We start from the raw sequence: 21265 nt of genomic DNA, 5'->3' as shown, positions 1-21265 counted from the left end.
TGGCGTAGTGTTTTTTTCTTCAAAATAGAGATGAAGTAAACCGTCAATCTCTTCAAATTTAACAACATCAAAGTATTCGATTAGATATTCTAGCAAGAGCAGCTTGAGTATTTCTTCTGTTTTCATTAAATACAAAAATAGAATTTTATCTAGTTCATCCCTAGGTTTTGTTATTGCTCCCGGTTATACAACTGTCTCAATTTTGGAAAAATTGCTTTAATAAAATTGCGCCAACTGTCTTTAGTTGGCGCAATTTGGCTGTGTGTGAACATGACAGGACTCTATTCAAATCATTTATTAGCAGATATAGATAATGTTTTAAAAGTATTGAATGATATTTAAATATATTGCCAACTAAAATTCATCCGAAAACTTTGACAATCATATTAATATCAGCGCTTTTATAGTCAGCATAGATATGTGAATGAAATTCATTCAACTTCTTCAAAATCTTAAGAAATTCAGACTTTTCAGAATCGTTTAATTTTCCGGATAAAATTTTGGAGGTTAAGTTGACATTTGAAACTGAGGCGTGGAAAATTTCTTCGCCTTTTTTTGTGAGATTTAACCGTTTACTTCGTTTATCGTCTTCATCATTTTTTTCTTCCAAAAATCCTGCTTCCAAAAGTCTTTTAATGATTTGAGTCCCGGTTTGTTTTTCGTGACCGTTTTTTTCAATCAACTGAATTTTGGTTAAATCAGGTTCATCTTTCAATCGATACAAATAAGTAAATTCCTCGTTCGCTAACTCTGGAAATTCTCCCAAACCTTTTCTAATCAATAATTTTGAATATCGCCCTAATAAGAGAACTTGTTTGCAAATTTCGTTTTCAGTAAAAGAAACCTGATGATTTTCATTTTTAAAAAGCTTAGTTGGGCTTTCATCGGAATATTTTTTATCATTCATCCACACGCGGAAATCATCCACGGTAGAGTTGGGTTTACAGGCGTTTGAATGTTCAAATTCTTTCACTTGATGGAGCAAGTCTATGAAAAAGTCAGTTTGCATAGTTTTAAATTAAGGTAAAGATATTGGTTTTAGTATTTTAAAAACAAATTATAGTTTCACACTGCCCATTCCACCGTCAATTCCGATGATTTGTCCCGTAATCCAAGCTGAATTTTTAGATAATAAAAACTCAACCATTTTTCCGATTTCGTCAGCATTTCCAATTCTTTGCAACGGATGTCTTTTTCCAGAAGCTTCACGTTTCTCCGCTGTGCAAAGAAGTTGCGAAGCTAGATTGGTATCCGTTAAAGATAGCGCAATGGCATTAACTCTGATTTTCTGAGCAGATAATTCTGCCGCTAAACTTTTTGTTAAACCTTCAACAGCGCTTTTGCTCGCAGATATTGAAGCGTGGAAAGGCATTCCCAATTTTGCAGCTACCGAACTGAACAATAGAACAGAAGCACTTTCAGATTTTTTCAAATTGGGCAGTAACTTCTGAATCGTTTTCACTGCACCCAAAACATTGATTTCAAAATCATTCTTAAAATCATCAGTTGAGAGTCGGTTAAATGGTTTCAAATTAATGCTTCCCGGAGCATAAACCAATCCATCAATCACATCCGGAAAATTGATTTCATCCAGATTTTCCAAAAGAATATCCAGTTGGTGAAACTCAATATTTAAATTTCCAACTTCAGAATTTTCACTTCTAGAAATTCCAATGACGTTATTATTTTCCGACAATATTTTCGCAGCAGCAAATCCAATTCCCTGTCCGCAACCGATGATGACTATGTTTTTCATATTTTATTTTTTTTTAGTTTCTTAAAAATTTTGCTCCCTTTAGGGTCGGGGGAAAACAATTTTTACCGCTTCGAAATTTTATTATGACTGATTGTCCGCTGTCTTGTACATTTAAATCTCTCAATCTCAGGATTTCTCTTCATCAAATGTTTCTGGCTCACTCCCGAATTCACTCTTTTTCTCCAAAGTCTAAAACTTGACTGTTTCAGTTCTCTTCTCATTACTTCAATCACTTCAGATTCGGTAATTCCAAACTGAAATTCTATCGCTTCAAACGGCGTTCGGTCTTCCCAAGCCATCTCTATGATGCGGTCGGTTTGTATCAAATTAAATTCTTTCGCCATTATTTTAAATTTTTAAATGTATGTTTTGAGATATTAAAATATTCAGATTTCTTTTCGTCCGTCATTTTATCTAAAGTCCGCAACATCATTCCCAATCTCGGATTTGTTTCGAAAAATTCCCGGTTGTCATTCACAAAATTCCAAAAAAGAGCGTCCCATTTTTCTGTCCAGTCGCCGTTAGCATAGTCGCTCATCTTTTTAATGTAATTGCTCCCGCTGATGTACGGTTTTGTACTCATTTTTCCGCCGTCAGAAAAACTGCTCATCCCATAAACATTGGGAACCATCACCCAATCGTAAGAATCGATGAACATCTCCATAAACCATTGGTAAATATCATCTGGATTGAGTTTAAGCAGATTCATAAAGTTGGCGAAAATCATTAATCGCTCGATATGATGGGCATAACCTGTCTCCAAAACCTTTAAAATCGTGCTGTCAATCGGCTTTATTGCAGTCTTTCCCATATAAAAAGATTCGGGAAGCGGGTTGTGATGTTTCCAATAATTTTTGTTCCGCTGATAAGTTCCCTGATAGAGATAAATTCCCCTGACAAATTCTCTCCATCCTAAAATCTGACGCACAAATCCTTCCAAAGAATTGATGGGGATTTTATATTCTTCCGCATAATCAATGGCTTGTTTTAAAACGTTTTCCGCTGTCAAAAGCCCAATATTCAACAATGGCGAAAGTACGCTATGATGCAAAAAATGTTCACGCTCCACGATGCTGTCTTCATAAATTCCAAAGTCTGCAAACCGAAGTTCCAGAAACTGATTGAACCAATTTTCGGCTTCCTCAAAACTGACAGGATAGAGTTGATATGAATTTAAATTGCCATAATTCTCACCGAAATTTTTCTCAGTATAAATTTTCGCTTCCTCATAATATTTGCTGTTTTCCGGAAAGTGAACGGACGGTTTTTTTTTGTTTTTAGGATATTTTTTACGGTTTTCTGTATCGAAAGTCCATTTTCCGCCATGAGGTTTTCCTGCTTTCATCAGAATGTTTCGGGAAATTCTCTGTTGCTTGTAAAAATCAGTTTGATGATAAGATTTTCTATCTTCAAAATAGTCTTTCAAATTTTTCCGGGTATTGATGAATAAAGGACTCTCAAGAATTTTTAATTCTAATTTTGTTTCCTTGATTCTCTTTTCAAGCCAGTTGTCGCAAACATCCGTAAAGAGAATTTTATCAAATTTTTCATTTTCTAAATATCTAATTAAATTTCGAATATCAGAAAGTGGGGAAGTGCTTTCAATATATTTAACCGTGAATTTTTCTTTGATCAAATATTCCTCATAAAACTTCATAGTCGCCCTATGCAAAGCAATTTTCTGTTTGTGAAATTTGTATTGTTTAAAAAACAGAAACTCTTCCACCAGAAAAACAGGTTGATTTTTATCCAGATAATCCGTGTCTTTGAAAAGCTGATGTGGAAATATCAGTTGCGCTGTCGAAGATTTTACTGTAGCCATAAATTTCTGAATTTGTATTCCGAATCGTATTGTTCTGCTTGTTTTTCATCATTGAAAGTTCTGCTTCTAGGGTCATTTCCAACGCCGGCGAGATACATCCAGTTTCCGTAATTGCTGTGAACATCATGATCGATGAGCATTTCTTCAAAGTAAGCAGCGCCAATTCTCCAGTCTTGTTTCAGGATTTTGCAAAAGTAGGAAGCCACATTTTGTCGGCCGCGATTGCTCATCCAGCATGTGTTTTTAATTTCAAGCATATTCGCATTGATAAAATCGGAATCTGTCTCGCCATTTATCCATTGATTGATTAAATTTTGGTCAGATTTGCACTCGTATTTTCGTTCTGAAATTCCATTTCGCTGAAATATTTTATTCCGAAACTGCATCGAAGTAAATTTGAAGAAGTCACGCCAAAGCAATTCAAAAACAAGCCAATACGTCGATTCATTACTTCCAAATTCGGCTTCGTATTTCTTGATTTCGTAGAAGATAGATACAGCAGACAAACTTCCGTTGGCGAGCCACGCAGAAAATTTGCTGCTGTAGTCTTTATCAATTAAACCATTTCTTGTCTCTTTATAAAGACTGAGATTTTTAGTTTCAAAAAAGTAAGAATTTAATCGTTGCAATCCTTCCGTTTCTCCTCCCGAAAAGGGAAAAGCGGTGGATTGATGTACTTCAAATTCATTAAAACCCAAAGTTTTTAATGTAATATTGTCGCTGTTTATTTTTAAATTTAAAATGGATTTATCGTAAACCAAATTTTCAGAATCAAACTCAGTTCTGATTTTAAAATCTTTCTCAATTTTTTGTCTGAATGTTGTGAACAGCAAAGGAATTTTATCTAATTTTTCCTTAACAAAATGAGTTTCAAGTAAAAGTTGTGAATAAGATTTTACCCATTTAACATCAGGAAAAATGGGTTTGATTTGATTCTTTAGTTCAATTTCTTCCTTTGTCCATTCTCTTTGAAAGAATATTTTTTTAACCTCAAAATCTTTAGAAATTTGCTTAAAAATATCTTTGGTTTGACCAAATTTTTTGAGAAACGGAATATTTTTTTGCTTTAAATTATTTTCCAAATCCAAAACCGTTTCTAACAAAAATTGAGCCCGAAATTTTCCGATTTTCTTAAAATCATATTGTGTCGAACTGAAAAAACTTTCTGCAAAAATGTACACAGCAAGAAAAGGCAAATCTTCCTGCATTATTTTGAAAAGCGATTCGTTGTCTCTGATTCTTAAATCGTTGTCGAACCAGAGGATGTTGATTTTTTGTTTTTCCGGCATTTTTCGCTGCAATATTTTACGTCGTCCCAATTTTTCTTCCATTTTTTTCGCCAATTGAAGGGCAATCCGCAGACTTCACAAATCTTTGAAGGTAAGTTGGCAGGCATTTACTGGATGAAAGTTTTGTACTGATTGATGACGATATTTTTGGCTCTCAAATCGTGCATCATATTGTACAAGCCAAAAAATGTTCTGTTCAGATAAATAAAATGTTTAGAACCTCTGTTAGTGTTCATCCCTTTCATATCGCTGAGTTTGGCATATCTCTGACCCAAATCTGCAATTTCCTGAAAGAAATATTCATCAGAAAAATCAAAAATTTCTGCGTTGAAAGGTCTTGTGAATAATTCCAGCAATTCATAGAATAATTTTGTGAAAAATTCCTGTTCCTTCGCAGAATCATTATCACTCAATATTTCAAGCTCGTATAGTTTTTCTTTGTAAAATTCAGGATTATTCAGATTCTCTCGTTTTGCTAATTCAAAATAAGGTTTGTAAAAGTCATTCGGAATTTCCTTAATGCATCCAAAGTCAATCACAAGCAATTTTTTATCTTCCGAAACTAAGAAATTTCCGGGATGTGGGTCAGCGTGAACCTGCTTCAAAACGTGCATTTGATACATATAAAAATCCCAAAGTGTCTGTCCGATTTTGTTCAGATCTTCCTGAGAATTGTCCTGTTTTGTGAATTCTGAAAAATGTTTTCCGTTCATCCAATCCATCGTGATAATTCTTTCGCAAGAAAATTCAGGATAATATTTTGGAAAATTGAGATTCGGAAGATGAGCGCATTTTTCAGAAATTTCCTGACTTCTTTTCAATTCCAAATCATAATCTGTCTCTTCAAACAATTTATTTTCAACTTCCTGAAAGTAAGATTCCGAACCTTCTTTTTTGATGTTAAACATTTTCATTGCAATCGGTTTTACTATTTTCAAATCGCTCGATATGCTCTCTCTCACTCCGGGATATTGAATTTTAACGGCAAAATTCTGACCGTCTTTTTTCGCTTTATGAACTTGTCCGATGCTTGCGGCATTAACAGATTCATTCGTAAATTCATCAAACATATCCTCCGGATTTTTGCCGAAATATTTTCTGAAAGTCTTCTTTACCAACGCACCCGAGAGCGGCGGAACCGAAAATTGCGATAAAGAAAATTTCTCAACGTAAGCCTGCGGAAGAATATTTTTTTCCATACTTAGCATTTGGGCAACTTTCAACGCAGAACCTTTCAGTTCTTTCAGAGAATCGTAAATGTCGGTCGCGTTGTCTTCATTTAAAGTTTTTCTTGCCTCGTCCTCATCTTTATCTTTTGTGATTTTATTTCCGTAATATTTGATGTAGTTAACGCCCACTTTTGCGCCCGCTTTCAGCAAACTGCTGGTCCGTTCCAACTTTCCTGTTGGTATTTTATTGAGTGTTTTCATCTAATTCTTTTTAAATTTTTCTTTAAATAGAAACTTCCCGAGGTCAACTACTTTTCTCAAAGGTTCGTTATCCATCAGTTCAAATCCGGTATCAATAGTTTTTTCAATGAAAATATCTGTCTTTTCGAAGGCGGGCGAAGTGTCTTTTTTCCAAAATTCGATGGCAGAAACTAAATGCAGCCAAAGTGCTTCTTCACGGGCTTTTTCGTGGAAATTTTTCACATCATCTTTCGCTTTTTGAATCATTTCCCAATCGTTAAAATCTAAAGTTGTGATAAAATGTCGATGCGTTTCCTTGAGCTGATTTGAAATTTTTGCGCAATGCAATTGATTATTTCCCAAAATCATTAAAACCAACGAACGGTTCATTGTCATATTTTCAAAAAATATAAAATAGACATTTAAAATTTTTTCTTTGGAAGTAATTTTATCAGAATTGTTAACTTCTGAAGCCAATTCTACAGACTTATCGAAAAGATTAACCAATATTGATTTTTCAATCTGTTCAAAGCTTGAAAAGTAATCGTAGAAGTCTTTTTCTTCAAACTCATTGTCTTTTGCAAAGCGATAAACGTTTTTTGGTCTCTCTCCGTGATTGAGAATGTAATCGCCGTACAATTCAAATATTTTGTCTTCCGTAATTATATTTTTTTGTTCCATTATTGATTTTATTTATCAACAAATTTAGTAATTAAATTTACTAATTAAATAAATAAAGTATAAATTTGTGCTATAACAATGATTCAAAATATAACTAATGCTTAAAATACAGGCTCAATCTAATGTACCGACCGATTTTGGAATGTTTACCGTCTACGCATTTTCTGAAAATGAAAATGACTGGAGTCCCCATTTGGTTTGGGTGGCTGAAAAAACCGATTTTAATGAAGTTGTCAATGTACGCTTTCATTCGGAGTGTATTACAGGAGAAGTTTTTCATTCTAGGAAATGTGAATGCGGACAACAACTGGATTCCGCGATGAAATTTATGTCTGAGAACGGAGGAATGATTATTTACCTCAGACAGGAAGGCAGAAATATTGGAATCATAAATAAATTAAAGGCTTATGCTCTTCAGGAACAAGGTCTTGATACGGTAGAAGCTAATTTGAGATTAGGTTTACCGGCAGATGGTAGAAATTTTGATGTCGCAATAGAAATGCTGAAAATTCTTGAAGTCACTAAAGTAAATTTGTTGACGAATAATCCAGAAAAACTGAAAGCTTTCAACAGCAGCGGGATTTTACTCAACAAAAGAATTCCTTTGGAAATTGAATCAAATCCTGTCAATGCATCTTATCTTTCGACAAAGAAAGATTATTTCGGACATCTTTTGGAAAAGCTTTAAATTAAGTATTAAAATCGTAAAATATTCTTTAACTGATTCAAAATTAATCTCGTATGAAAAAGATTTTATTAACAGGAGCAACAGGTTATATCGGTAAAAGGATGATCAATGTGATTACCGAGCAAGGCTACAAAGTAGTTTGCTGCAGCCGCGATGTCAGCCGATTCTCTAAACCTTCTGGAATCAAAAATGATTTGATAGAAGTTATAGAAGTTGATTTCTTGAAAGAGGAAACTTTAAAGAATATTCCCAACGATATTTCCGGTGCATATTATCTGATGCATTCTATGAGTTCGAATGGTGATTACGAAGAATCGGAAAAAATTTGTGCGCAGAATTTTGTTTCTGCGATTGAGAAAACGGAGTGCGAACATATTATTTATTTGTCAGGACTGGTCAATCAGAAAGAATTATCAAAGCATTTGAATTCAAGATTTAATGTAGAAAAGATTTTAATTGAATCTAAAATTCCAACCACAGTTTTACGGGCTGGAATTATTATCGGTTCGGGAAGCGCGTCATTTGAAATCATCAGAGATTTGGTTGAAAAATTGCCGATAATGATTACACCTAAATGGCTTACCACCAAATGTCAACCTATTGGAATTGCGAATGTTTTGGATTTTCTAATTTTTACTCTTTTCAAAAAAGAAACGTACCGTAAAAGTTTTGATATCGGTTGTGATGATGTCTTGACATACAAAGAAATACTGCTGGGTTTTGCGAAGATCCGAGGTTTAAAAAGAACCATTATTACACTGCCGGTAATGACACCGAAATTGTCTTCCTATTGGTTATATTTCATTACTTCAACCACTTATAGTTTGGCAAGTTCACTTGTTGGAAGTATGAAAATTGAGGTAGTTTGCGACAAAGAAAGTTTATCAGAGATTAAAAAGATTACGAGAGTACAACCATTTTCTTACGAAGAGGCTTTGCAAAGGACGTTGGCAAAGATTCAGGCCAACGAAATACGTTCCAGCTGGAAAGATAGTTTTGTAAGCAGCAGAAACGATTCTTCACTCAAAGAATATATAGAAGTACCGCATTTTGGTTGTTTCAAAGACGTTAGAAGTGAAAAATATGACGACCGGGAAAAATGTCTTGACCGTGTTTTTGGTTTGGGCGGCAACAATGGTTGGTACGGACAAAGTCTTTGGAAAATCCGAGGTTATATGGATGTTATGGTTGGCGGTCCCGGATTGAGAAGAGGAAGAACTCACCCTCTACAACTTCACGAAGGTGATGCTCTGGATTTTTGGCGTGTGCTTTATGCCAATAGGGAAGAGGGAAAGTTGATTCTCTTTGCTGAAATGAGACTGCCTGGAGAAGCCTGGCTGATGTTCAAATTATATAAAGGAAAACTCTGGCAGAAAGCTGTTTTTCGACCAAAAGGATTGTGGGGAAGATTATATTGGTATTCCGTTTTGCCTTTTCACGGATTGATTTTTAAAGGGATGGTGAGAAAATTGGCTGCGGACTATTAGATGAGTTTTATTTATAAAAAACTTTTGAACACAGGAAATGTAGATTTCAGCACCCCCCTTTATGATAGTATATAATCATATTTTTTTCTCTTAAAATGTCTCTCGAAATTAATTAGGACTTTCAAATATATTGTTACCTTAAATAATTAGTTAGAATAGAATGTTTAATGATAAATTCTAAATTTCTTCAAAATCATTTTAAATCTTTGTAATACAAATTTGAAAAATTGCATTCTAAAAGTTGATTTATTGTATTAATTTAAAACCATTCTAACAAAAATATTTCCTAATTTTGATATAAGTGAAAAAGCTGGTTTCCATATTGTTATTGACTTTATATTTGGTTTCTACAACCGAGATGTATCAGCTTTTGAAAGTTCCGGAACTTATTGAGCATTATATTGAGCACAAAGAATTAAATCCCGAAATGACGCTTACCTCATTTCTAAAAACCCATTATGACCACCCTGTGAAAGATGGAGATTACGGAAAAGATCAACGATTACCATTTATCATTCATTCTGCACCTTTAGCATTGGTTTTTACAATTGATAAAGGATTTAGTTTTGAGAAGCCTTTGGAGTCGAAGTTTATTTTATTGAAAGTAAATAAAATTGCTTCAAAGGATGAAGATTCCTGTTTTATAGGCTACTTAAATTCCGTCTGGGAACCGCCAAGATTTTCTTTTTCTTAATTAAGTCAATCAATTGATTTACAATCCGCAAATCGTCACTTTGACATTTTTCTTATCATTAATTTTAAAATAATGAAAACACTATTTTCAGCCATATTGATGGTTGTGTTCGCTGTTGGTATTCAGGCGCAAAGCCGTTTGGAGGATGCAAAAAAAACAGCTTCAGAAAACAAAGAACTTATTTTACTCAATTTTTCCGGTTCAGACTGGTGTATTCCGTGCATCAAGCTTCATAAAAATATCATCGAAACAGATGAATTTAAAAAACTGGAAACAGACAACGTGATTGTTTATATCAACGCAGATTTTCCAAGAACCAAGAAGAACCAACTTTCTCCGGAACTGAAAAAGGAAAATGCAGCTCTCGCCGACCAATATAACCCAAAAGGACTTTTTCCTTACACGATTTTATTGAATTCAGAAGGCGAAATTCTGAAAGGCTGGGAAGGTTTACCTTCCGCAGATGCATTGGCTTTCAGCAAAGCAATCAGAGATATAAAAGAAAATGAAAAACCTTAAAATATGTTGAGAGAATTCAAAAGACCTCAAAAATTAATGGGGAACGCTTTTGAAATTACCGTTGTAAGCGATGATGAAAATTCAGCAAATCTACACATTGATGCAGCCATTGACGAAATCCAGAGAATCGAAAAGCTCTTGACAACGTTCAACGACGAAAGCCAGACTAATCTCATCAACCGAAATGCAGGAATGAAATCTGTGAAAGTAGATTGGGAAATCTTTGATTTGATTGAAAGAAGTCTTAGAATAAGCAAAATTACGGATGGCTATTTCGATATTTCCTATGGCGGAATTGATAAAAGTTTCTGGAATTTCGATAAGGAAATGAAAGAACTCCCAAATACTGAATTGATAAAAGAACATCTGAAACTCGTTAATTATCAAAATATTATCCTTAACAGAGAAAATCAGACTGCTTTCTTAAAAGAAAAAGGAATGCGAATCGGTTTTGGAGGAATCGGGAAAGGTTACGCAGCCGAAATGGCTAAACAAGTATTACAAAAACGTGGTGTAAATTCGGGAATTGTGAATGCTTCCGGCGATTTGACGACTTGGGGAACTCAGGCCAACGGAAAACCGTGGACGGTAGGTATTGCTGACCCGGATAATTCCAGACAACCTTTTTCTTATATGAACATCACGGATATGGCGATTGCAACTTCAGGAAATTATGAAAAATTTGTCGTCATCAATGGTGAAAAATATTCTCACACCATTAATCCGAAAACAGGAATGCCTGTTTCGGGTGTGAAAAGCGTGACGGTTTTTTGTCCGAATGCCGAGATTGCCGATGCGATGGCAACTCCGGTAAGTATTATGGGCATTGATGCCGCACTTAATATGGTGAACCAAATCAGCCATCTCGAATGCATCATTATCGATGATAAGGATAATATTTATTCGTCTCAAAACATCAATTTAAAATGATTTCATCGACTTCATTTAAATAGTAAAACAAATTCAAACAAATGAAAAATTTAATCAAAATAATGATAGCAATCTTTTCTGTAACAATAATTGCTTCGATGCAATCTTGCGTAACGGTAAAAGAGTACGAAAAGAATAAACTTAACGATGCCGAAATGGCGCTTGGGAATAGAACGATTGAAAAGACCGAACTGAGCTTCCAGTCGTACAGAGAAGGCTCTTCGGGAGCCAATGCCGGAAAAGTAGGCGGAGGTTGCGGATGTAATTAATAGTGTAACGGTAAAATTTAAAACAAATGAAAAAAATAATCATAAGTATCGTTGCTCTTTTCGGAATTTTCAATGCAAAAGCGCAAGAAAATACAGCCAATCAAGAACCAAAGAAACTGACTTTTGACGAAGCCAATCTGGTTTCCAGCTATTATAAACAGGATGGAAATAATTCGGCAGTCACGGGCGGAATCGGAACTGAGAAATTATCTGATGTTTCAAATACTATTGATGTGACAATGGTCAAATATGATAAGAAGGACAGGAAAAACAAATTCGGATTCAGTGTAGGGATAGATCATTACACGTCTGCATCTTCGGATATGATTGATTTGCAAGCGAATTCTTCGGCTTCTCACGCCGACAACAGGATTTATCCAGCATTGAGCTGGAGCCGTGAAAATACTGAAAAAGGAAGTACTCTAATGGCAGGAGTTTCAACTTCTTTTGAATATGATTACCAGTCCTACAGCGCCAACATTGGATTTTCGCAGAAAACCAAAAACAGAATGGGTGAATTTACCGCAAAGTTCCAAGCTTATATGGACCAGGTAAAAATGATTGCGCCGATTGAATTGAGAACTGCGGACAACGAAGGAACTAGCGGAAGAAATACGTATGCACTTTCTCTAGCCTATTCGCAAATCATCAATCCGAATTTTCAAGTTGAGTTTTTGGTAGACGGAGTACAACAGACCGGATATCTAAGTTTGCCGTTTCACAGGGTTTATTTTAATGATAATTCTGTTCATCAAGAAACTTTGCCCGACAAACGTTTCAAAATTCCATTGGGTGTAAGAGCCAATTATTTCTTTGGCGACAAAGTGATTCTGAGAGCGTATTATCGATACTATACAGATGACTGGGGATTAAAATCAAATACATTCAGTCTGGAGACACCTGTGAAGATTTCTCCGTTTGTTTCGGTAAGTCCGTTTTACAGATATTATTCCCAAACTTCGGCAAAATATTTTGCGCCTTATAAGCAGCATACGGCGTTCGATGATTTTTACACCAGCAATTATGATTTGTCTAAATTCAGCAGCAATTTTTACGGCGCGGGAATCAGAATCAATCCTAAAAATGGATTGTTTGGAATTTCAAGGCTCAATATGCTTGAAATCAGATATGGGCATTACACGAAATCTATTGGGATGAAGTCTGATATTATTTCGTTAAATTTAAGATTCAAATAAATCATTTTAATTTTGACTTGTTAAATAATTAGCAAGTCAAAATTTTACAAAAACTAAAAGCGATGCATCATCAATTGGAAAAACATTATGTCAACAGAGTGGGTTGGCTTCGTGCCGCAGTTTTGGGAGCAAACGACGGTTTGTTGTCTACCACAAGTATTGTGATTGGTGTTGCAGCAGCTTCACCAGACAGAAACACTATCATTCTTGCCGCATTGGCGGGAATGATTGCCGGAGCAATGTCTATGGCAGCCGGAGAATATGTTTCAGTCAGTTCGCAGGAAGACACCGAGAAAGCAGATTTGTTGAGAGAAAAACGCGAACTCGAAGAAATGCCGGAAATAGAGCTGAGAGAATTGGCAAAAATCTATGAAAGACGCAGTGTAAGTGAAGAAACGGCTTTAAAAGTTGCCACAGAATTGACCGAACACGATGCTTTGGCAGCTCACGCTCACGATGAATTGGGAATCAACGAGATTACACAGGCAAAACCTTTGCAGGCGGCATTTGCATCATTTGGCTCGTTTGCTTTGGGAGCGATATTACCTTTTACCGTGTCGCTTCTAGCTCCGATAAAACAAATGGTCTATTTCCAATATGGCTTTTCGATTATTTTCCTAATGATTTTAGGAGCTATTTCTGCAAAAACAGGTGGTTCAAAAATAGGAATCGCGGTGTTGAGAGTCTGTTTCTGGGGAACTGTTGCTATGGGAGTTACTGCATTGATAGGGCATCTTTTCGGGGTTTCAGTGGCATAACGATTAATTAATAGTAAAATTATAAAAATGAAATCAGAAAATTGTCTATTTCTAAATGATGATTTTCTGATAAATGAAAACATAATATCTTCTTCTCATAAAAAGGCTAATGAAAATTAAATTGATATGTTTAAATATATAGTTGCGAAAATCTAATAGTTCTGATGGATTTGATAATTCATTAATCAACTACCTCTATACGTCGAATAACCATAAGCAGAAAGTGTTATCGGAACGTGATAATGATTTTTATCCCTGATTTTAAACACAACCTCAATAAAAGGATAAAAACTTTCTATATTATCGTTTTTGAAATAATCGCTGGTGTAGTAAGTCAATTTGAAAATCCCTAGATTATCTTTTTCTGACGGTAAAAAATCCGAAATCCTGCCGTTTACATCAGTGTTTTTCTCTTCTACAAAAGTCCATATTTTCGATTGGTTATTATACTTTTCTAATTTTATTTTGACTCCTGAAGCAGGGATACCCTTAGATACATCCAAGATATGACTTGACAGCTGAAAAGTATTTTTCTGAGCAAAAGTTTCGATGGAGAAAAGTCCTAAAAGGATGGTAAAGATGAATGATTTCATTTCTTATTATTTAAATTAAAACTATTTTGTTGTAGTGATTCCGATTTCAGGGATGGAAGCAGACTGAGCAATCCAATCATCATTTTCAGGACTCCCGCCGCCGGATACGCCTACACTGCCAATGATTTCACCTTTGTACCAAATGGGCGTTCCTCCACTCAACAGAAGTAACTCAGGAAGTGAATTCAGGTTTTTGTGTCAGGATTCTTTTCCGAATTTCTTAATAACAAAAGGGTTGGTGTTTTAGTAGATAAGGCGGTGTAAGCTTTTCTCCGCGATGCTTCCGTATTGTGAGGTCCTACACCGTTGCCTCGCAGGCGCAGGACAGTTGTTCTGGAAGCATCCAATAATGCTATAGAAACGTTTTTATTTTTTGTAGATGTAGCTTTTGAAATGCGCCTTGCCAACTCAAGTGCAGCATCGGTGCTTAAATTATAAACGGGTTTTATATATTGGTCAATAGAGTAGAGCAGTATCGCTTTTTCAGTTTTGTTTTGTCCGAAGCATAAGTATGAACTCAGCAGGACAAACAAAAATTGTATTTTCATATCCTTTCTTTTGATGCAAAGTTAACGACCCGAAAAATCAAAAACGTTGTCCTATGTCAACATTTTCAGAGTTTAGATTTGATTCTGCTTAGGGTGGAAGGGGAGATTCCAAGATAAGAAGCGACCATCCTGTTGGATACCCTACGTAAAAGTTGTGGTTGATATTCGATGAGCCATTTTACTTTATCTAATGCGTCAAACCCCTGAAATCCATAAATCCTTTTTTGTGCGATGATGAATCCAAGCTCCAAAATTTCAGTATATATTTTTGCAAATTCAGGCATTATTTCAACCAAATGATAAAAGTCTTTCCTTGAAATACAAAGTAATTCTGATTTTTCAATCGTTTGCAGATATTCTCTTGCGGGCTCTTGATCAATAAAACTCGGCAAAGCCGTTGCGAAATTTCCTTCAAAAGCGAAGTACCTTGAACTGTCTGTGCCCTCTTTTGTAGTTGTAAATAAACGGATACATCCTTTGTTGATAAAGTAATAACATTTGCATACCTGATCATATTGGAGAAGTATTTCATTTCTATCCGTTTTAAGGGGTTTAAAGAGGGAGTTTATCATCTCAAGTTTTTCTGACGAGATATCACTTCTACTCCGGATAAATTTTTCGAGGATTGAATACATGGTTGAGCAATGCTGATATGATTGAGTGATTCTTAAAGTTACATTTTTTTATTTGATCTGAGACAAAAAAGTGTATACATAAGTTGTTCTCTAAACTTTGATCGAGTTTAATATAGTAAACTTTGTTTGTGGAGTTTTTTAGCTTGATGAAATTTGATTAATTTAACTGGAAAATAAAATAAAAGATTACCTTTTTAAAAAATAAACTATGACAAGGCTATTTCAACTTTTAAATATGGTTGCTCTGGTGGTAACAATTGGCATCAACTATCTTTCCAACACCGGAATTTTTAATAATGAAACGATGGCAACCATTTCAGCCAAGTATCAGAATCTATTTACTCCTGCGGGATATGCTTTTTCCATTTGGGGGCTTATTTACATCGGGCTTCTTGGTTTTGTAATTTATTTCGGTCCGTTTATAAAGAATACCGATGATAAAGAAAAGATTATTTTAAATGTTGGTTGGTGGTTTATCGTTTCCTGTGTTGCAAACAGTCTATGGGTATTTACCTGGTTGTACGAATATACTTTTCTTACCATTCCCATTATGGTTCTCTTATTTATTTCTTTGCTGAAAATTATAGGAAATAATCGTGGTCTTATAGAATCCAAGAACTTCAGAACAGCAATATTCCTTCGCGTGCCATTTTATATATATTCAGGTTGGATCTCTGTAGCTTTAATTGCAGATGTAGCAGCCTATTTGAAAAAAATACAATGGTCAGGATTTGGAATTTCAGAGACTAGCTGGACTGTTTTGATGTTTGCTGTCGCTGCAATTATTCATCTATATATGGTTTGGAAAATTAATATGACCGCCTTTGCTCTGGTGGCTGTCTGGGCATTAATTGCCATTGCGGTAGCGAATAAAGATTCCAACCATATGGTTTACATTTCGGCTATCATCACGGCAATATTCATTTTTGTGAATGTTTGTTTTCAGATGTTTAAAAAAAGAACCGCGCCCTTAAACTAATTTACAGAATGAAAAATATTAATGATAGTTTTTTGAAGGGAAGGGTAAAAAGTCTCAAGTATACATTGAGAGATGCCTATCTATTGCTGAAAACAGAACATTCGATAATGATACGTTAATGAAGCGAACGTTAAAATAGCGTAACTTACATTAACTACAATATAAAGCAGATAATTTATTTTATCTGCTTTTTTTGTGTTTAAACCGCCTTTTCACGCGGTAGCTGGCTATGTATTTTCAACTAACCATAATTAAAATTACTCTTTTTATGAAAACACTCCTTAACTTTTTAATATCGAATATCTACTTTTTGCAGACGATTTACAAATTTTCTCACATCCTACTTTTTCTAAAGCTAACAAAAATCCGAAGAGAATTATTTTTTTGCGGATTTTCATGCTGTTGCAACAAAATAGAGCTTAAAGTATTAGGGTATCGGTAGTTTTTCAATTTATCTTTTACTTTATGTATATTCATAATTACTCTAATGAATACAATTTTCAGAACCTAAATAAATAAGCCTTTAGATATAAATGCTCCCACTGAATCTATATATATTTCCAAACATGTATATTTGCCAAAGACATTACAATTCAAAACAAATTACAATATATTATGCCCTCTGGTAATTCTTACACGCTCATTCCAATGACCTCATTTGTGATTGAATATTACTCAAACGAAGGATATGCAGATCTTCAAACATTAAAAACAATGATTAATTATGCTCAATTTCTAAAAAAGCAATTAGCAATTGAAATGTTTGTTCCAGTAGATAGAGACGGAAATGTATTGAAAATGCCTCATCATTTAAAGTCCAAATCTCTTTATGATGATGGTGACGTAAAAAGTGATGACGTTCATGATGATATAAAGAGTTCAGACGAAGAAAAAATATATAATAAAGCTCAGGAAAAGTGCTTTTTTAAAGGTTTTGAAGTCGCTTATAATGGCTATTCTGTTATTAGAATTTTAGCTTCTTATGATCATTCTATTGAATTATCCTTTAATAAAATTGATTCAACATTTCAGTCGTTGACAGATATTGAGTCTCTTGCAGGTGCTGGTTTTGAAATATATTTAAGTCGTACAGCTTTAAAAGCTATTGGGATAAAAAGTAGATCATAAAATTAAAATTACGAAACCGTTATCTAGGAAAAATGATCTACTAGAGCAGTGATCCATATTGTCCTGGTTCACCAAAAACGTTAGTAATTTTGCATAATTCTAATTAGACCTGTATTCTTAATTATAATTGAAATTTTCCAAAAATCGATAGCACTATCAAGCATAATATCTCTTATAATCACTCAATGATCAACTGCCTCTGTACGTTGAATAACCATAAGCAGAAAGTGTTATTGGAACATGGTAATGGTTTTTATCCTTTATTTCGAACACTACCTCAATAAATGGATAAAAACTTTCTATATTGTTTTTCTTAAAATAATCGTTTGTATAATAAGTTAATTTGAAGATGCCAAAATTTTCATTTTCTGATGGTAGAAAATCTGAGATCCTGCCGTTTGAATCTGTAACTTTCTCACCTACAAAAGTCCATATTTTCGATTGCTTATTGTATTTTTCTAGTTTTATTTTAACTGCTGTAGCGGGAACCCCCTTTGAAACGTCCAGGATATGAGTTGATAGCTGAAAATTATTTTTCTGTGCAGACGTGCCTATAGATAGAAGTGTAAAAAGGATGGTAAAGATGAATGGTTTCATTTTTTCTGATATTTTTAAATTATTTCGATGTTGTGATCTCTAGTTCAGGTATTGATGCAGATCGAGCGATCCAATCATCATTTTCCGGGCTGCCTCCGCCCGATACGCCTACACTACCAATAATATTACCTTTGTACCAAATGGGAACGCCACCGCTAAGTAGGAGTAACTCGGGAAGTGTGTTCAGGTTTTTTGTATCAGCATTTTGTTCAGCATTTCTTAATAATAGAAGCGTTGGTGTTTTTGTAGATAGTGCTGTATATGCTTTTCTCCTTGATGCCTCTGCGTTATGAGGTCCGACATCGTTGCCGCGAAGTATTAGAATCGTCGTTCCCGAAGCGTCCAACACTGCAATTGACACGTTTCTGTTTTTTATATAGGCTGCTTTTGTAATACGACTCGCCAACTCTAATGCCGCTTCACTTCTTAAATTATTTATAGGCTTTACATATTGGTCGATAGGGTAATGCTCCAACTTTTGTTCCGATTTGTTTTGCCCCATGCATATATATGCACTGAGTAGTAAAAGCAAAAATGGTATTTTCATAGCTTTCTTTTGTGCAAAGTTAAACAGGCTGAAAATCAAAAACGTTGTCCTATGTCAACGTTTTTATAGTTTTGATTTTATTCTGCTCAAAGTTGAAGGTGATATTCCTAGGTAAGAAGCAATCATCCTATTGGATACCCGAAGTAAAAGTTGTGGTTGATATTCGATCAACCATTTCACTTTGTCTACGGCGTCGAAACCCTGAAATCCATAAATCCTCTTCTGTGCAATTATAAATCCAAGTTCTAAAATTTCAGTATATACCTTTGCAAACTCAGGTATTGTTTCAACAAGGTGATAGAAGTCCCTCCTTGAAATATAAAGCAATTCTGATTTTTCAATCGTTTGAAGATATTCGTGTGCGGGCTTTTGATCAATAAAACTTGGTAAAGCGGTGGCGAAACTTCCTTCAAAAGCAAAATACCTTGAACTATCTGTACCATCTTTTGTGGTTGTGAACAGCCTAATACATCCTTTGTTGATAAAGTAATAATATTTGCATACCTGATCATACTGCAGAAGTATTTCGTTTTTCTTTGTTGTTATCGGTTTAAAGAAGAATCTTATAGTTTCAATTTTTTTTAAAGAGATATCATTTTTACTTCGGATAAATTTTTCAAGAATTGAATACATAGGTGATCAAATCAAATATGATTGAATGATTTTTAAAATTACATTTTTTATCTGATGTACTACAAAAAAAGTTCATTCATTGGTGTATTTTTTTCACTTAACTAGAGTTTAAAAAAAACTAAACTTTGTCTGTAAGGTTTCCCAGCGTGATGAATTTGATTAATTTCACTGAAAAATAAAATCATAAGCTACCTTTCAAAAAATAAATTATGACAAGGCTATTTCAAATTTTAAATATGGTTATTTTGATTGTAACGATCGGGATCAATTATCTATCCAATATTGGAACATTTAATGATGAAACAATGGGAACCATTTCAGCAAAGTTTCAAAATCTATTTACTCCTGCAGGATACGCTTTTTCTATTTGGGGACTTATTTACTTGGGACTTCTTGGTTTTGTACTATATTATGGTCCGTTTACAAAAATTACTGATGTTAAGAAAAAAACGATCTTAAATGTCGGTTGGTGGTTTTCTATTTCATGTATTGCGAATGGTCTTTGGGTATTTACTTGGTTATACGAATATACTTTTCTGACAATCCCCATTATGATTCTTCTGTTCATTTCTTTGCTGAAAATTATAGGGAATAACAGAGATCTGATCGAATCTAATGACTTAAAAACAACAATTTTCCTTCGATGGCCTTTTCATATATACTCAGGTTGGATCTCTGTCGCTTTAATTGCAAATGTTGCAGCATATTTGAAAAAAATACAATGGTCAGGGTTTGGGATTTCAGAGACTAGTTGGACTATTCTAATGTTTATGATCGCTGCGATCATTCATTTATATATGGTTTGGAAGCTGAATATGACAGCATTTGCTTTAGTGGCTGTGTGGGCATTAATTGCTATTGCGGTAGCAAATCAGCATTCCAATCAAATAATATATATTTCGGCCATCATCACAGCAATATTCATTTTTGTAAATGCTTTTTTTCAAATGTTAAAAAAAAGAACCGTGTTTTGAAACCACTCAAAATTTATTTTTGTAATTTTTAAAACAATTCTTTTTGACTTATCCTACTTAGGTTGTAAAGAACTGGGCTCACTATAGAAATATTATTATACACAACGAAAGAACTGTAGCAAGATTTATTAAACATTACAAATGATCTAATTCAGAGATTCGCAAAGGTTGATGATAAAGTTTGGATGCCTATTCTCCAATAAAAGGAGATCATGATCAGATGGTTGCACCATTACAGGTGGGATCAGAGTTGATCAATATAATTGCAGAAATAGGCGGAAATCCTGACAATACAGGAACAGGTGGCAATAAAAATGAATTTTTACATTAAGCGTAAAGGATTCAATACGTCATTTTATCTAAATAATTGTCATATTAATATATTTCAAACTTCAAAAATCTCATATTTGAAATTAATTTTCATCATTGAATTTATGAAAAAAGGCGTTTAGGATTTATTGAGAAACGTCCTTATACGTGATGATTTACCTAGTGAAAATGAATAAGATAATGATCTCTGGGTTAAAGATACTCAATGGTTATTTGTTGATTTTCAATGAACTAATATTTCCTTAGTGATACTGTGGCAGAAAGCAGTTTTCCGGCCAAAAGGATTGTGTGGAAGATTGTATTGGTATTCGGTTTTGCCTTTTCACGGATCGATCTTTAAAGGGGTATTGAGAAGATTAGTTGGTGATCATTAAAAGGGTTTTTATAACAAAAAACAGAAATTTGAACACATGTTATAAATTATATAGACTGAAATTTGAATCCTATCTAATGGCTGTCGTTGATCAAAATAGTTATAGGAATTTCAGGAAAAAAAATTAGTTAGTATTAAATATTAAAGGAAAAGGATATTACTTTGTAAATTATCAGCAAAAAAGCGGACTGATGGAGGGTGAACATAGTGACTTTTTTTAATCTTAAATTTGAATCATTGATCTAATCTTGTAAAGATGGATTCTAGTATATCCGAATTTGTACGAATCTGCAATAATGTATTAATGAGAAAAGAATAATAAAGTATTTGAAGTTTAATTTTCTGTAAAATCTTAATTTTAAATTATATTTTTCTTGATCTCTTTCTTATTAGTGTCTTAATTTTTTTAATTAAACTTATTTTTTGGAAT

27 protein-coding genes and 1 pseudogene are annotated in these 21265 nt (G+C 34.1%); 13 read left to right on the top strand and 15 right to left on the bottom strand.

Annotated features, from left to right (window positions below; genetic code table 11):
• Window positions 1–361: 361 nt before the first annotated feature.
• From AB671_RS06720 to AB671_RS06690, 8 genes are all read right to left on the bottom strand, one after another.
• Window positions 362–1009: a MarR family winged helix-turn-helix transcriptional regulator gene (locus tag AB671_RS06720; RefSeq protein WP_066681650.1), complete on the bottom strand. Its 648-nt coding sequence runs from the start codon at window positions 1007–1009 to the stop codon at window positions 362–364.
• A 48-nt stretch (window positions 1010–1057) separates the two neighbouring features.
• Window positions 1058–1756, bottom strand: coding sequence for an SDR family NAD(P)-dependent oxidoreductase (locus AB671_RS06715; RefSeq protein WP_066681648.1), 699 nt, complete (start codon window positions 1754–1756; stop codon window positions 1058–1060).
• Window positions 1757–1818: 62 nt separating this feature from the next.
• On the bottom strand, window positions 1819–2100 hold the full coding sequence (locus AB671_RS06710; RefSeq protein ID WP_066681645.1) for a TIGR03643 family protein: 282 nt from the start codon (window positions 2098–2100) through the stop codon (window positions 1819–1821).
• Window positions 2100–3578 carry a cryptochrome/photolyase family protein gene (locus AB671_RS06705; RefSeq protein WP_066681642.1) on the bottom strand — a complete coding sequence of 493 codons (1479 nt, stop codon included), beginning with the start codon at window positions 3576–3578 and terminating at the stop codon, window positions 2100–2102. The genes AB671_RS06710 and AB671_RS06705 overlap by 1 nt, the downstream gene beginning before the upstream one ends.
• Window positions 3566–4867: a DASH family cryptochrome gene (locus AB671_RS06700; RefSeq protein ID WP_066681653.1), complete on the bottom strand. Its 1302-nt coding sequence runs from the start codon at window positions 4865–4867 to the stop codon at window positions 3566–3568. The genes AB671_RS06705 and AB671_RS06700 overlap by 13 nt, the downstream gene beginning before the upstream one ends.
• Window positions 4819–4974 carry a DUF2256 domain-containing protein gene (locus tag AB671_RS21960; RefSeq protein WP_082987253.1) on the bottom strand — a complete coding sequence of 52 codons (156 nt, stop codon included), beginning with the start codon at window positions 4972–4974 and terminating at the stop codon, window positions 4819–4821. Before AB671_RS21960 ends, AB671_RS06700 begins: the two co-directional genes overlap by 49 nt.
• Window positions 4975–6297, bottom strand: coding sequence for an ABC1 kinase family protein (locus AB671_RS06695; RefSeq protein ID WP_066681639.1), 1323 nt, complete (start codon window positions 6295–6297; stop codon window positions 4975–4977).
• A complete protein-coding gene (locus tag AB671_RS06690) occupies window positions 6298–6957 on the bottom strand; it encodes a hypothetical protein (RefSeq protein ID WP_066681636.1) in 660 nt (219 codons plus the stop codon).
• A 97-nt stretch (window positions 6958–7054) separates the two neighbouring features.
• Between AB671_RS06690 and ribA the strand changes: the two genes are divergently transcribed.
• The 8 genes from ribA to AB671_RS06650 all read left to right on the top strand — a co-directional run bounded on the left by ribA (window position 7055) and on the right by AB671_RS06650 (window position 13498).
• On the top strand, window positions 7055–7645 hold the full coding sequence (ribA, locus tag AB671_RS06685; RefSeq protein WP_066681634.1) for a GTP cyclohydrolase II: 591 nt from the start codon (window positions 7055–7057) through the stop codon (window positions 7643–7645).
• Window positions 7646–7698: 53 nt separating this feature from the next.
• On the top strand, window positions 7699–9132 hold the full coding sequence (locus AB671_RS06680; RefSeq protein ID WP_066681631.1) for an SDR family oxidoreductase: 1434 nt from the start codon (window positions 7699–7701) through the stop codon (window positions 9130–9132).
• Between the two features lie 301 nt (window positions 9133–9433).
• On the top strand, window positions 9434–9826 hold the full coding sequence (locus AB671_RS06675; protein WP_066681629.1) for a hypothetical protein: 393 nt from the start codon (window positions 9434–9436) through the stop codon (window positions 9824–9826).
• 72 nt (window positions 9827–9898) lie between these two features.
• The gene (locus AB671_RS06670) at window positions 9899–10345 is read left to right on the top strand and encodes a thioredoxin family protein (protein ID WP_066681627.1); all 447 of its coding nucleotides are present in this window, start codon (window positions 9899–9901) and stop codon (window positions 10343–10345) included.
• Between the two features lie 3 nt (window positions 10346–10348).
• Window positions 10349–11275, top strand: coding sequence for an FAD:protein FMN transferase (locus AB671_RS06665; RefSeq protein WP_066681620.1), 927 nt, complete (start codon window positions 10349–10351; stop codon window positions 11273–11275).
• Window positions 11276–11337: 62 nt separating this feature from the next.
• The gene (locus AB671_RS06660) at window positions 11338–11544 is read left to right on the top strand and encodes a DUF4266 domain-containing protein (protein ID WP_374105527.1); all 207 of its coding nucleotides are present in this window, start codon (window positions 11338–11340) and stop codon (window positions 11542–11544) included.
• A 26-nt stretch (window positions 11545–11570) separates the two neighbouring features.
• On the top strand, window positions 11571–12740 hold the full coding sequence (locus AB671_RS06655) for a DUF3570 domain-containing protein (protein WP_066681612.1): 1170 nt from the start codon (window positions 11571–11573) through the stop codon (window positions 12738–12740).
• Window positions 12741–12802: 62 nt separating this feature from the next.
• The gene (locus AB671_RS06650) at window positions 12803–13498 is read left to right on the top strand and encodes a VIT family protein (RefSeq protein ID WP_066681610.1); all 696 of its coding nucleotides are present in this window, start codon (window positions 12803–12805) and stop codon (window positions 13496–13498) included.
• A gap of 185 nt (window positions 13499–13683) precedes the next feature.
• Here the strand turns inward: AB671_RS06650 and uraH (AB671_RS06645) are convergent, their stop codons facing one another.
• The 4 genes from uraH (AB671_RS06645) to AB671_RS06635 all read right to left on the bottom strand — a co-directional run bounded on the left by uraH (AB671_RS06645) (window position 13684) and on the right by AB671_RS06635 (window position 15211).
• Window positions 13684–14091, bottom strand: coding sequence for a hydroxyisourate hydrolase (uraH, locus tag AB671_RS06645; RefSeq protein WP_066681607.1), 408 nt, complete (start codon window positions 14089–14091; stop codon window positions 13684–13686).
• 21 nt (window positions 14092–14112) lie between these two features.
• Complete coding sequence (locus tag AB671_RS22990; RefSeq protein WP_317040110.1) at window positions 14113–14253, bottom strand: heme-binding protein; 141 nt, start codon at window positions 14251–14253, stop codon at window positions 14113–14115.
• Between the two features lie 23 nt (window positions 14254–14276).
• Window positions 14277–14639 (bottom strand): heme-binding protein, encoded by a 363-nt coding sequence (locus tag AB671_RS06640; RefSeq protein WP_317040109.1) that lies wholly within the window; start codon window positions 14637–14639, stop codon window positions 14277–14279.
• Between the two features lie 65 nt (window positions 14640–14704).
• Complete coding sequence (locus AB671_RS06635; RefSeq protein ID WP_228391004.1) at window positions 14705–15211, bottom strand: Crp/Fnr family transcriptional regulator; 507 nt, start codon at window positions 15209–15211, stop codon at window positions 14705–14707.
• Window positions 15212–15482: 271 nt separating this feature from the next.
• On the opposite strand from AB671_RS06635, the gene AB671_RS06630 reads away from it, so the two are divergent.
• Together AB671_RS06630 and AB671_RS06625 are read left to right on the top strand one after the other, a co-directional pair.
• On the top strand, window positions 15483–16253 hold the full coding sequence (locus AB671_RS06630) for a hypothetical protein (RefSeq protein WP_066681601.1): 771 nt from the start codon (window positions 15483–15485) through the stop codon (window positions 16251–16253).
• A gap of 615 nt (window positions 16254–16868) precedes the next feature.
• Complete coding sequence (locus AB671_RS06625; protein ID WP_066681598.1) at window positions 16869–17381, top strand: hypothetical protein; 513 nt, start codon at window positions 16869–16871, stop codon at window positions 17379–17381.
• Between the two features lie 189 nt (window positions 17382–17570).
• Here the strand turns inward: AB671_RS06625 and uraH (AB671_RS06620) are convergent, their stop codons facing one another.
• From uraH (AB671_RS06620) to AB671_RS06610, 3 genes are all read right to left on the bottom strand, one after another.
• Window positions 17571–17978: a hydroxyisourate hydrolase gene (gene uraH, locus AB671_RS06620; protein WP_066681588.1), complete on the bottom strand. Its 408-nt coding sequence runs from the start codon at window positions 17976–17978 to the stop codon at window positions 17571–17573.
• Between the two features lie 19 nt (window positions 17979–17997).
• Entirely contained in the window at window positions 17998–18525 is a 528-nt protein-coding gene (locus AB671_RS06615; RefSeq protein ID WP_066681586.1) for a heme-binding protein, read from the bottom strand.
• Between the two features lie 63 nt (window positions 18526–18588).
• On the bottom strand, window positions 18589–19158 hold the full coding sequence (locus tag AB671_RS06610) for a Crp/Fnr family transcriptional regulator (RefSeq protein ID WP_066681584.1): 570 nt from the start codon (window positions 19156–19158) through the stop codon (window positions 18589–18591).
• A 209-nt stretch (window positions 19159–19367) separates the two neighbouring features.
• Here AB671_RS06610 and AB671_RS06605 point away from each other — a divergent pair, with 209 nt between their 5' ends.
• The 3 genes and pseudogenes from AB671_RS06605 to AB671_RS21955 form a co-directional block, all read left to right on the top strand.
• Complete coding sequence (locus AB671_RS06605; RefSeq protein WP_066681582.1) at window positions 19368–20132, top strand: hypothetical protein; 765 nt, start codon at window positions 19368–19370, stop codon at window positions 20130–20132.
• Window positions 20133–20313: 181 nt separating this feature from the next.
• Window positions 20314–20463 (top strand): hypothetical protein, encoded by a 150-nt coding sequence (locus AB671_RS22225; protein WP_157444154.1) that lies wholly within the window; start codon window positions 20314–20316, stop codon window positions 20461–20463.
• Window positions 20464–20713: 250 nt separating this feature from the next.
• A pseudogene (locus tag AB671_RS21955) lies at window positions 20714–20836 on the top strand (DUF2867 domain-containing protein); the annotation flags it as partial.
• Window positions 20837–21265: the final 429 nt, after the last annotated feature.

It is taken from the genome of Chryseobacterium sp. BGARF1, assembly GCF_001677955.1.
Classification (GTDB): domain Bacteria; phylum Bacteroidota; class Bacteroidia; order Flavobacteriales; family Weeksellaceae; genus Chryseobacterium.
Note: the sequence above shows the minus strand (reverse complement) of the source record. Positions and strands in the feature narration are given on the sequence as shown.

Excerpts from the sequence above, each read along its gene's own strand:
- AB671_RS06630 (WP_066681601.1), top strand. The coding sequence starts at position 15,483 with ATGACAAGGCTATTTCAACTTTTAAATATGGTTGCTCTGGTGGTAACA.
- AB671_RS06610 (WP_066681584.1), bottom strand. The coding sequence starts at position 19,158 with ATGTATTCAATTCTTGAAAAATTTATCCGAAGTAAAAATGATATCTCT.
- ribA (WP_066681634.1), top strand. The coding sequence starts at position 7,055 with ATGCTTAAAATACAGGCTCAATCTAATGTACCGACCGATTTTGGAATG.
- uraH (WP_066681607.1), bottom strand. The coding sequence starts at position 14,091 with ATGAAATCATTCATCTTTACCATCCTTTTAGGACTTTTCTCCATCGAA.
- uraH (WP_066681588.1), bottom strand. The coding sequence starts at position 17,978 with ATGAAACCATTCATCTTTACCATCCTTTTTACACTTCTATCTATAGGC.
- AB671_RS06605 (WP_066681582.1), top strand. The coding sequence starts at position 19,368 with ATGACAAGGCTATTTCAAATTTTAAATATGGTTATTTTGATTGTAACG.
- AB671_RS06640 (WP_317040109.1), bottom strand. The coding sequence starts at position 14,639 with ATGAAAATACAATTTTTGTTTGTCCTGCTGAGTTCATACTTATGCTTC.
- AB671_RS06705 (WP_066681642.1), bottom strand. The coding sequence starts at position 3,578 with ATGGCTACAGTAAAATCTTCGACAGCGCAACTGATATTTCCACATCAG.
- AB671_RS06635 (WP_228391004.1), bottom strand. The coding sequence starts at position 15,211 with ATGATAAACTCCCTCTTTAAACCCCTTAAAACGGATAGAAATGAAATA.
- AB671_RS06670 (WP_066681627.1), top strand. The coding sequence starts at position 9,899 with ATGAAAACACTATTTTCAGCCATATTGATGGTTGTGTTCGCTGTTGGT.
- AB671_RS21960 (WP_082987253.1), bottom strand. The coding sequence starts at position 4,974 with ATGCCTGCCAACTTACCTTCAAAGATTTGTGAAGTCTGCGGATTGCCC.
- AB671_RS06625 (WP_066681598.1), top strand. The coding sequence starts at position 16,869 with ATGCCCTCTGGTAATTCTTACACGCTCATTCCAATGACCTCATTTGTG.
- AB671_RS06710 (WP_066681645.1), bottom strand. The coding sequence starts at position 2,100 with ATGGCGAAAGAATTTAATTTGATACAAACCGACCGCATCATAGAGATG.
- AB671_RS06680 (WP_066681631.1), top strand. The coding sequence starts at position 7,699 with ATGAAAAAGATTTTATTAACAGGAGCAACAGGTTATATCGGTAAAAGG.
- AB671_RS06660 (WP_374105527.1), top strand. The coding sequence starts at position 11,338 with ATGATAGCAATCTTTTCTGTAACAATAATTGCTTCGATGCAATCTTGC.
- AB671_RS06695 (WP_066681639.1), bottom strand. The coding sequence starts at position 6,297 with ATGAAAACACTCAATAAAATACCAACAGGAAAGTTGGAACGGACCAGC.
- AB671_RS06690 (WP_066681636.1), bottom strand. The coding sequence starts at position 6,957 with ATGGAACAAAAAAATATAATTACGGAAGACAAAATATTTGAATTGTAC.
- AB671_RS06650 (WP_066681610.1), top strand. The coding sequence starts at position 12,803 with ATGCATCATCAATTGGAAAAACATTATGTCAACAGAGTGGGTTGGCTT.
- AB671_RS06720 (WP_066681650.1), bottom strand. The coding sequence starts at position 1,009 with ATGCAAACTGACTTTTTCATAGACTTGCTCCATCAAGTGAAAGAATTT.
- AB671_RS06700 (WP_066681653.1), bottom strand. The coding sequence starts at position 4,867 with ATGCCGGAAAAACAAAAAATCAACATCCTCTGGTTCGACAACGATTTA.
- AB671_RS06615 (WP_066681586.1), bottom strand. The coding sequence starts at position 18,525 with ATGAAAATACCATTTTTGCTTTTACTACTCAGTGCATATATATGCATG.
- AB671_RS06655 (WP_066681612.1), top strand. The coding sequence starts at position 11,571 with ATGAAAAAAATAATCATAAGTATCGTTGCTCTTTTCGGAATTTTCAAT.
- AB671_RS06665 (WP_066681620.1), top strand. The coding sequence starts at position 10,349 with ATGTTGAGAGAATTCAAAAGACCTCAAAAATTAATGGGGAACGCTTTT.
- AB671_RS06715 (WP_066681648.1), bottom strand. The coding sequence starts at position 1,756 with ATGAAAAACATAGTCATCATCGGTTGCGGACAGGGAATTGGATTTGCT.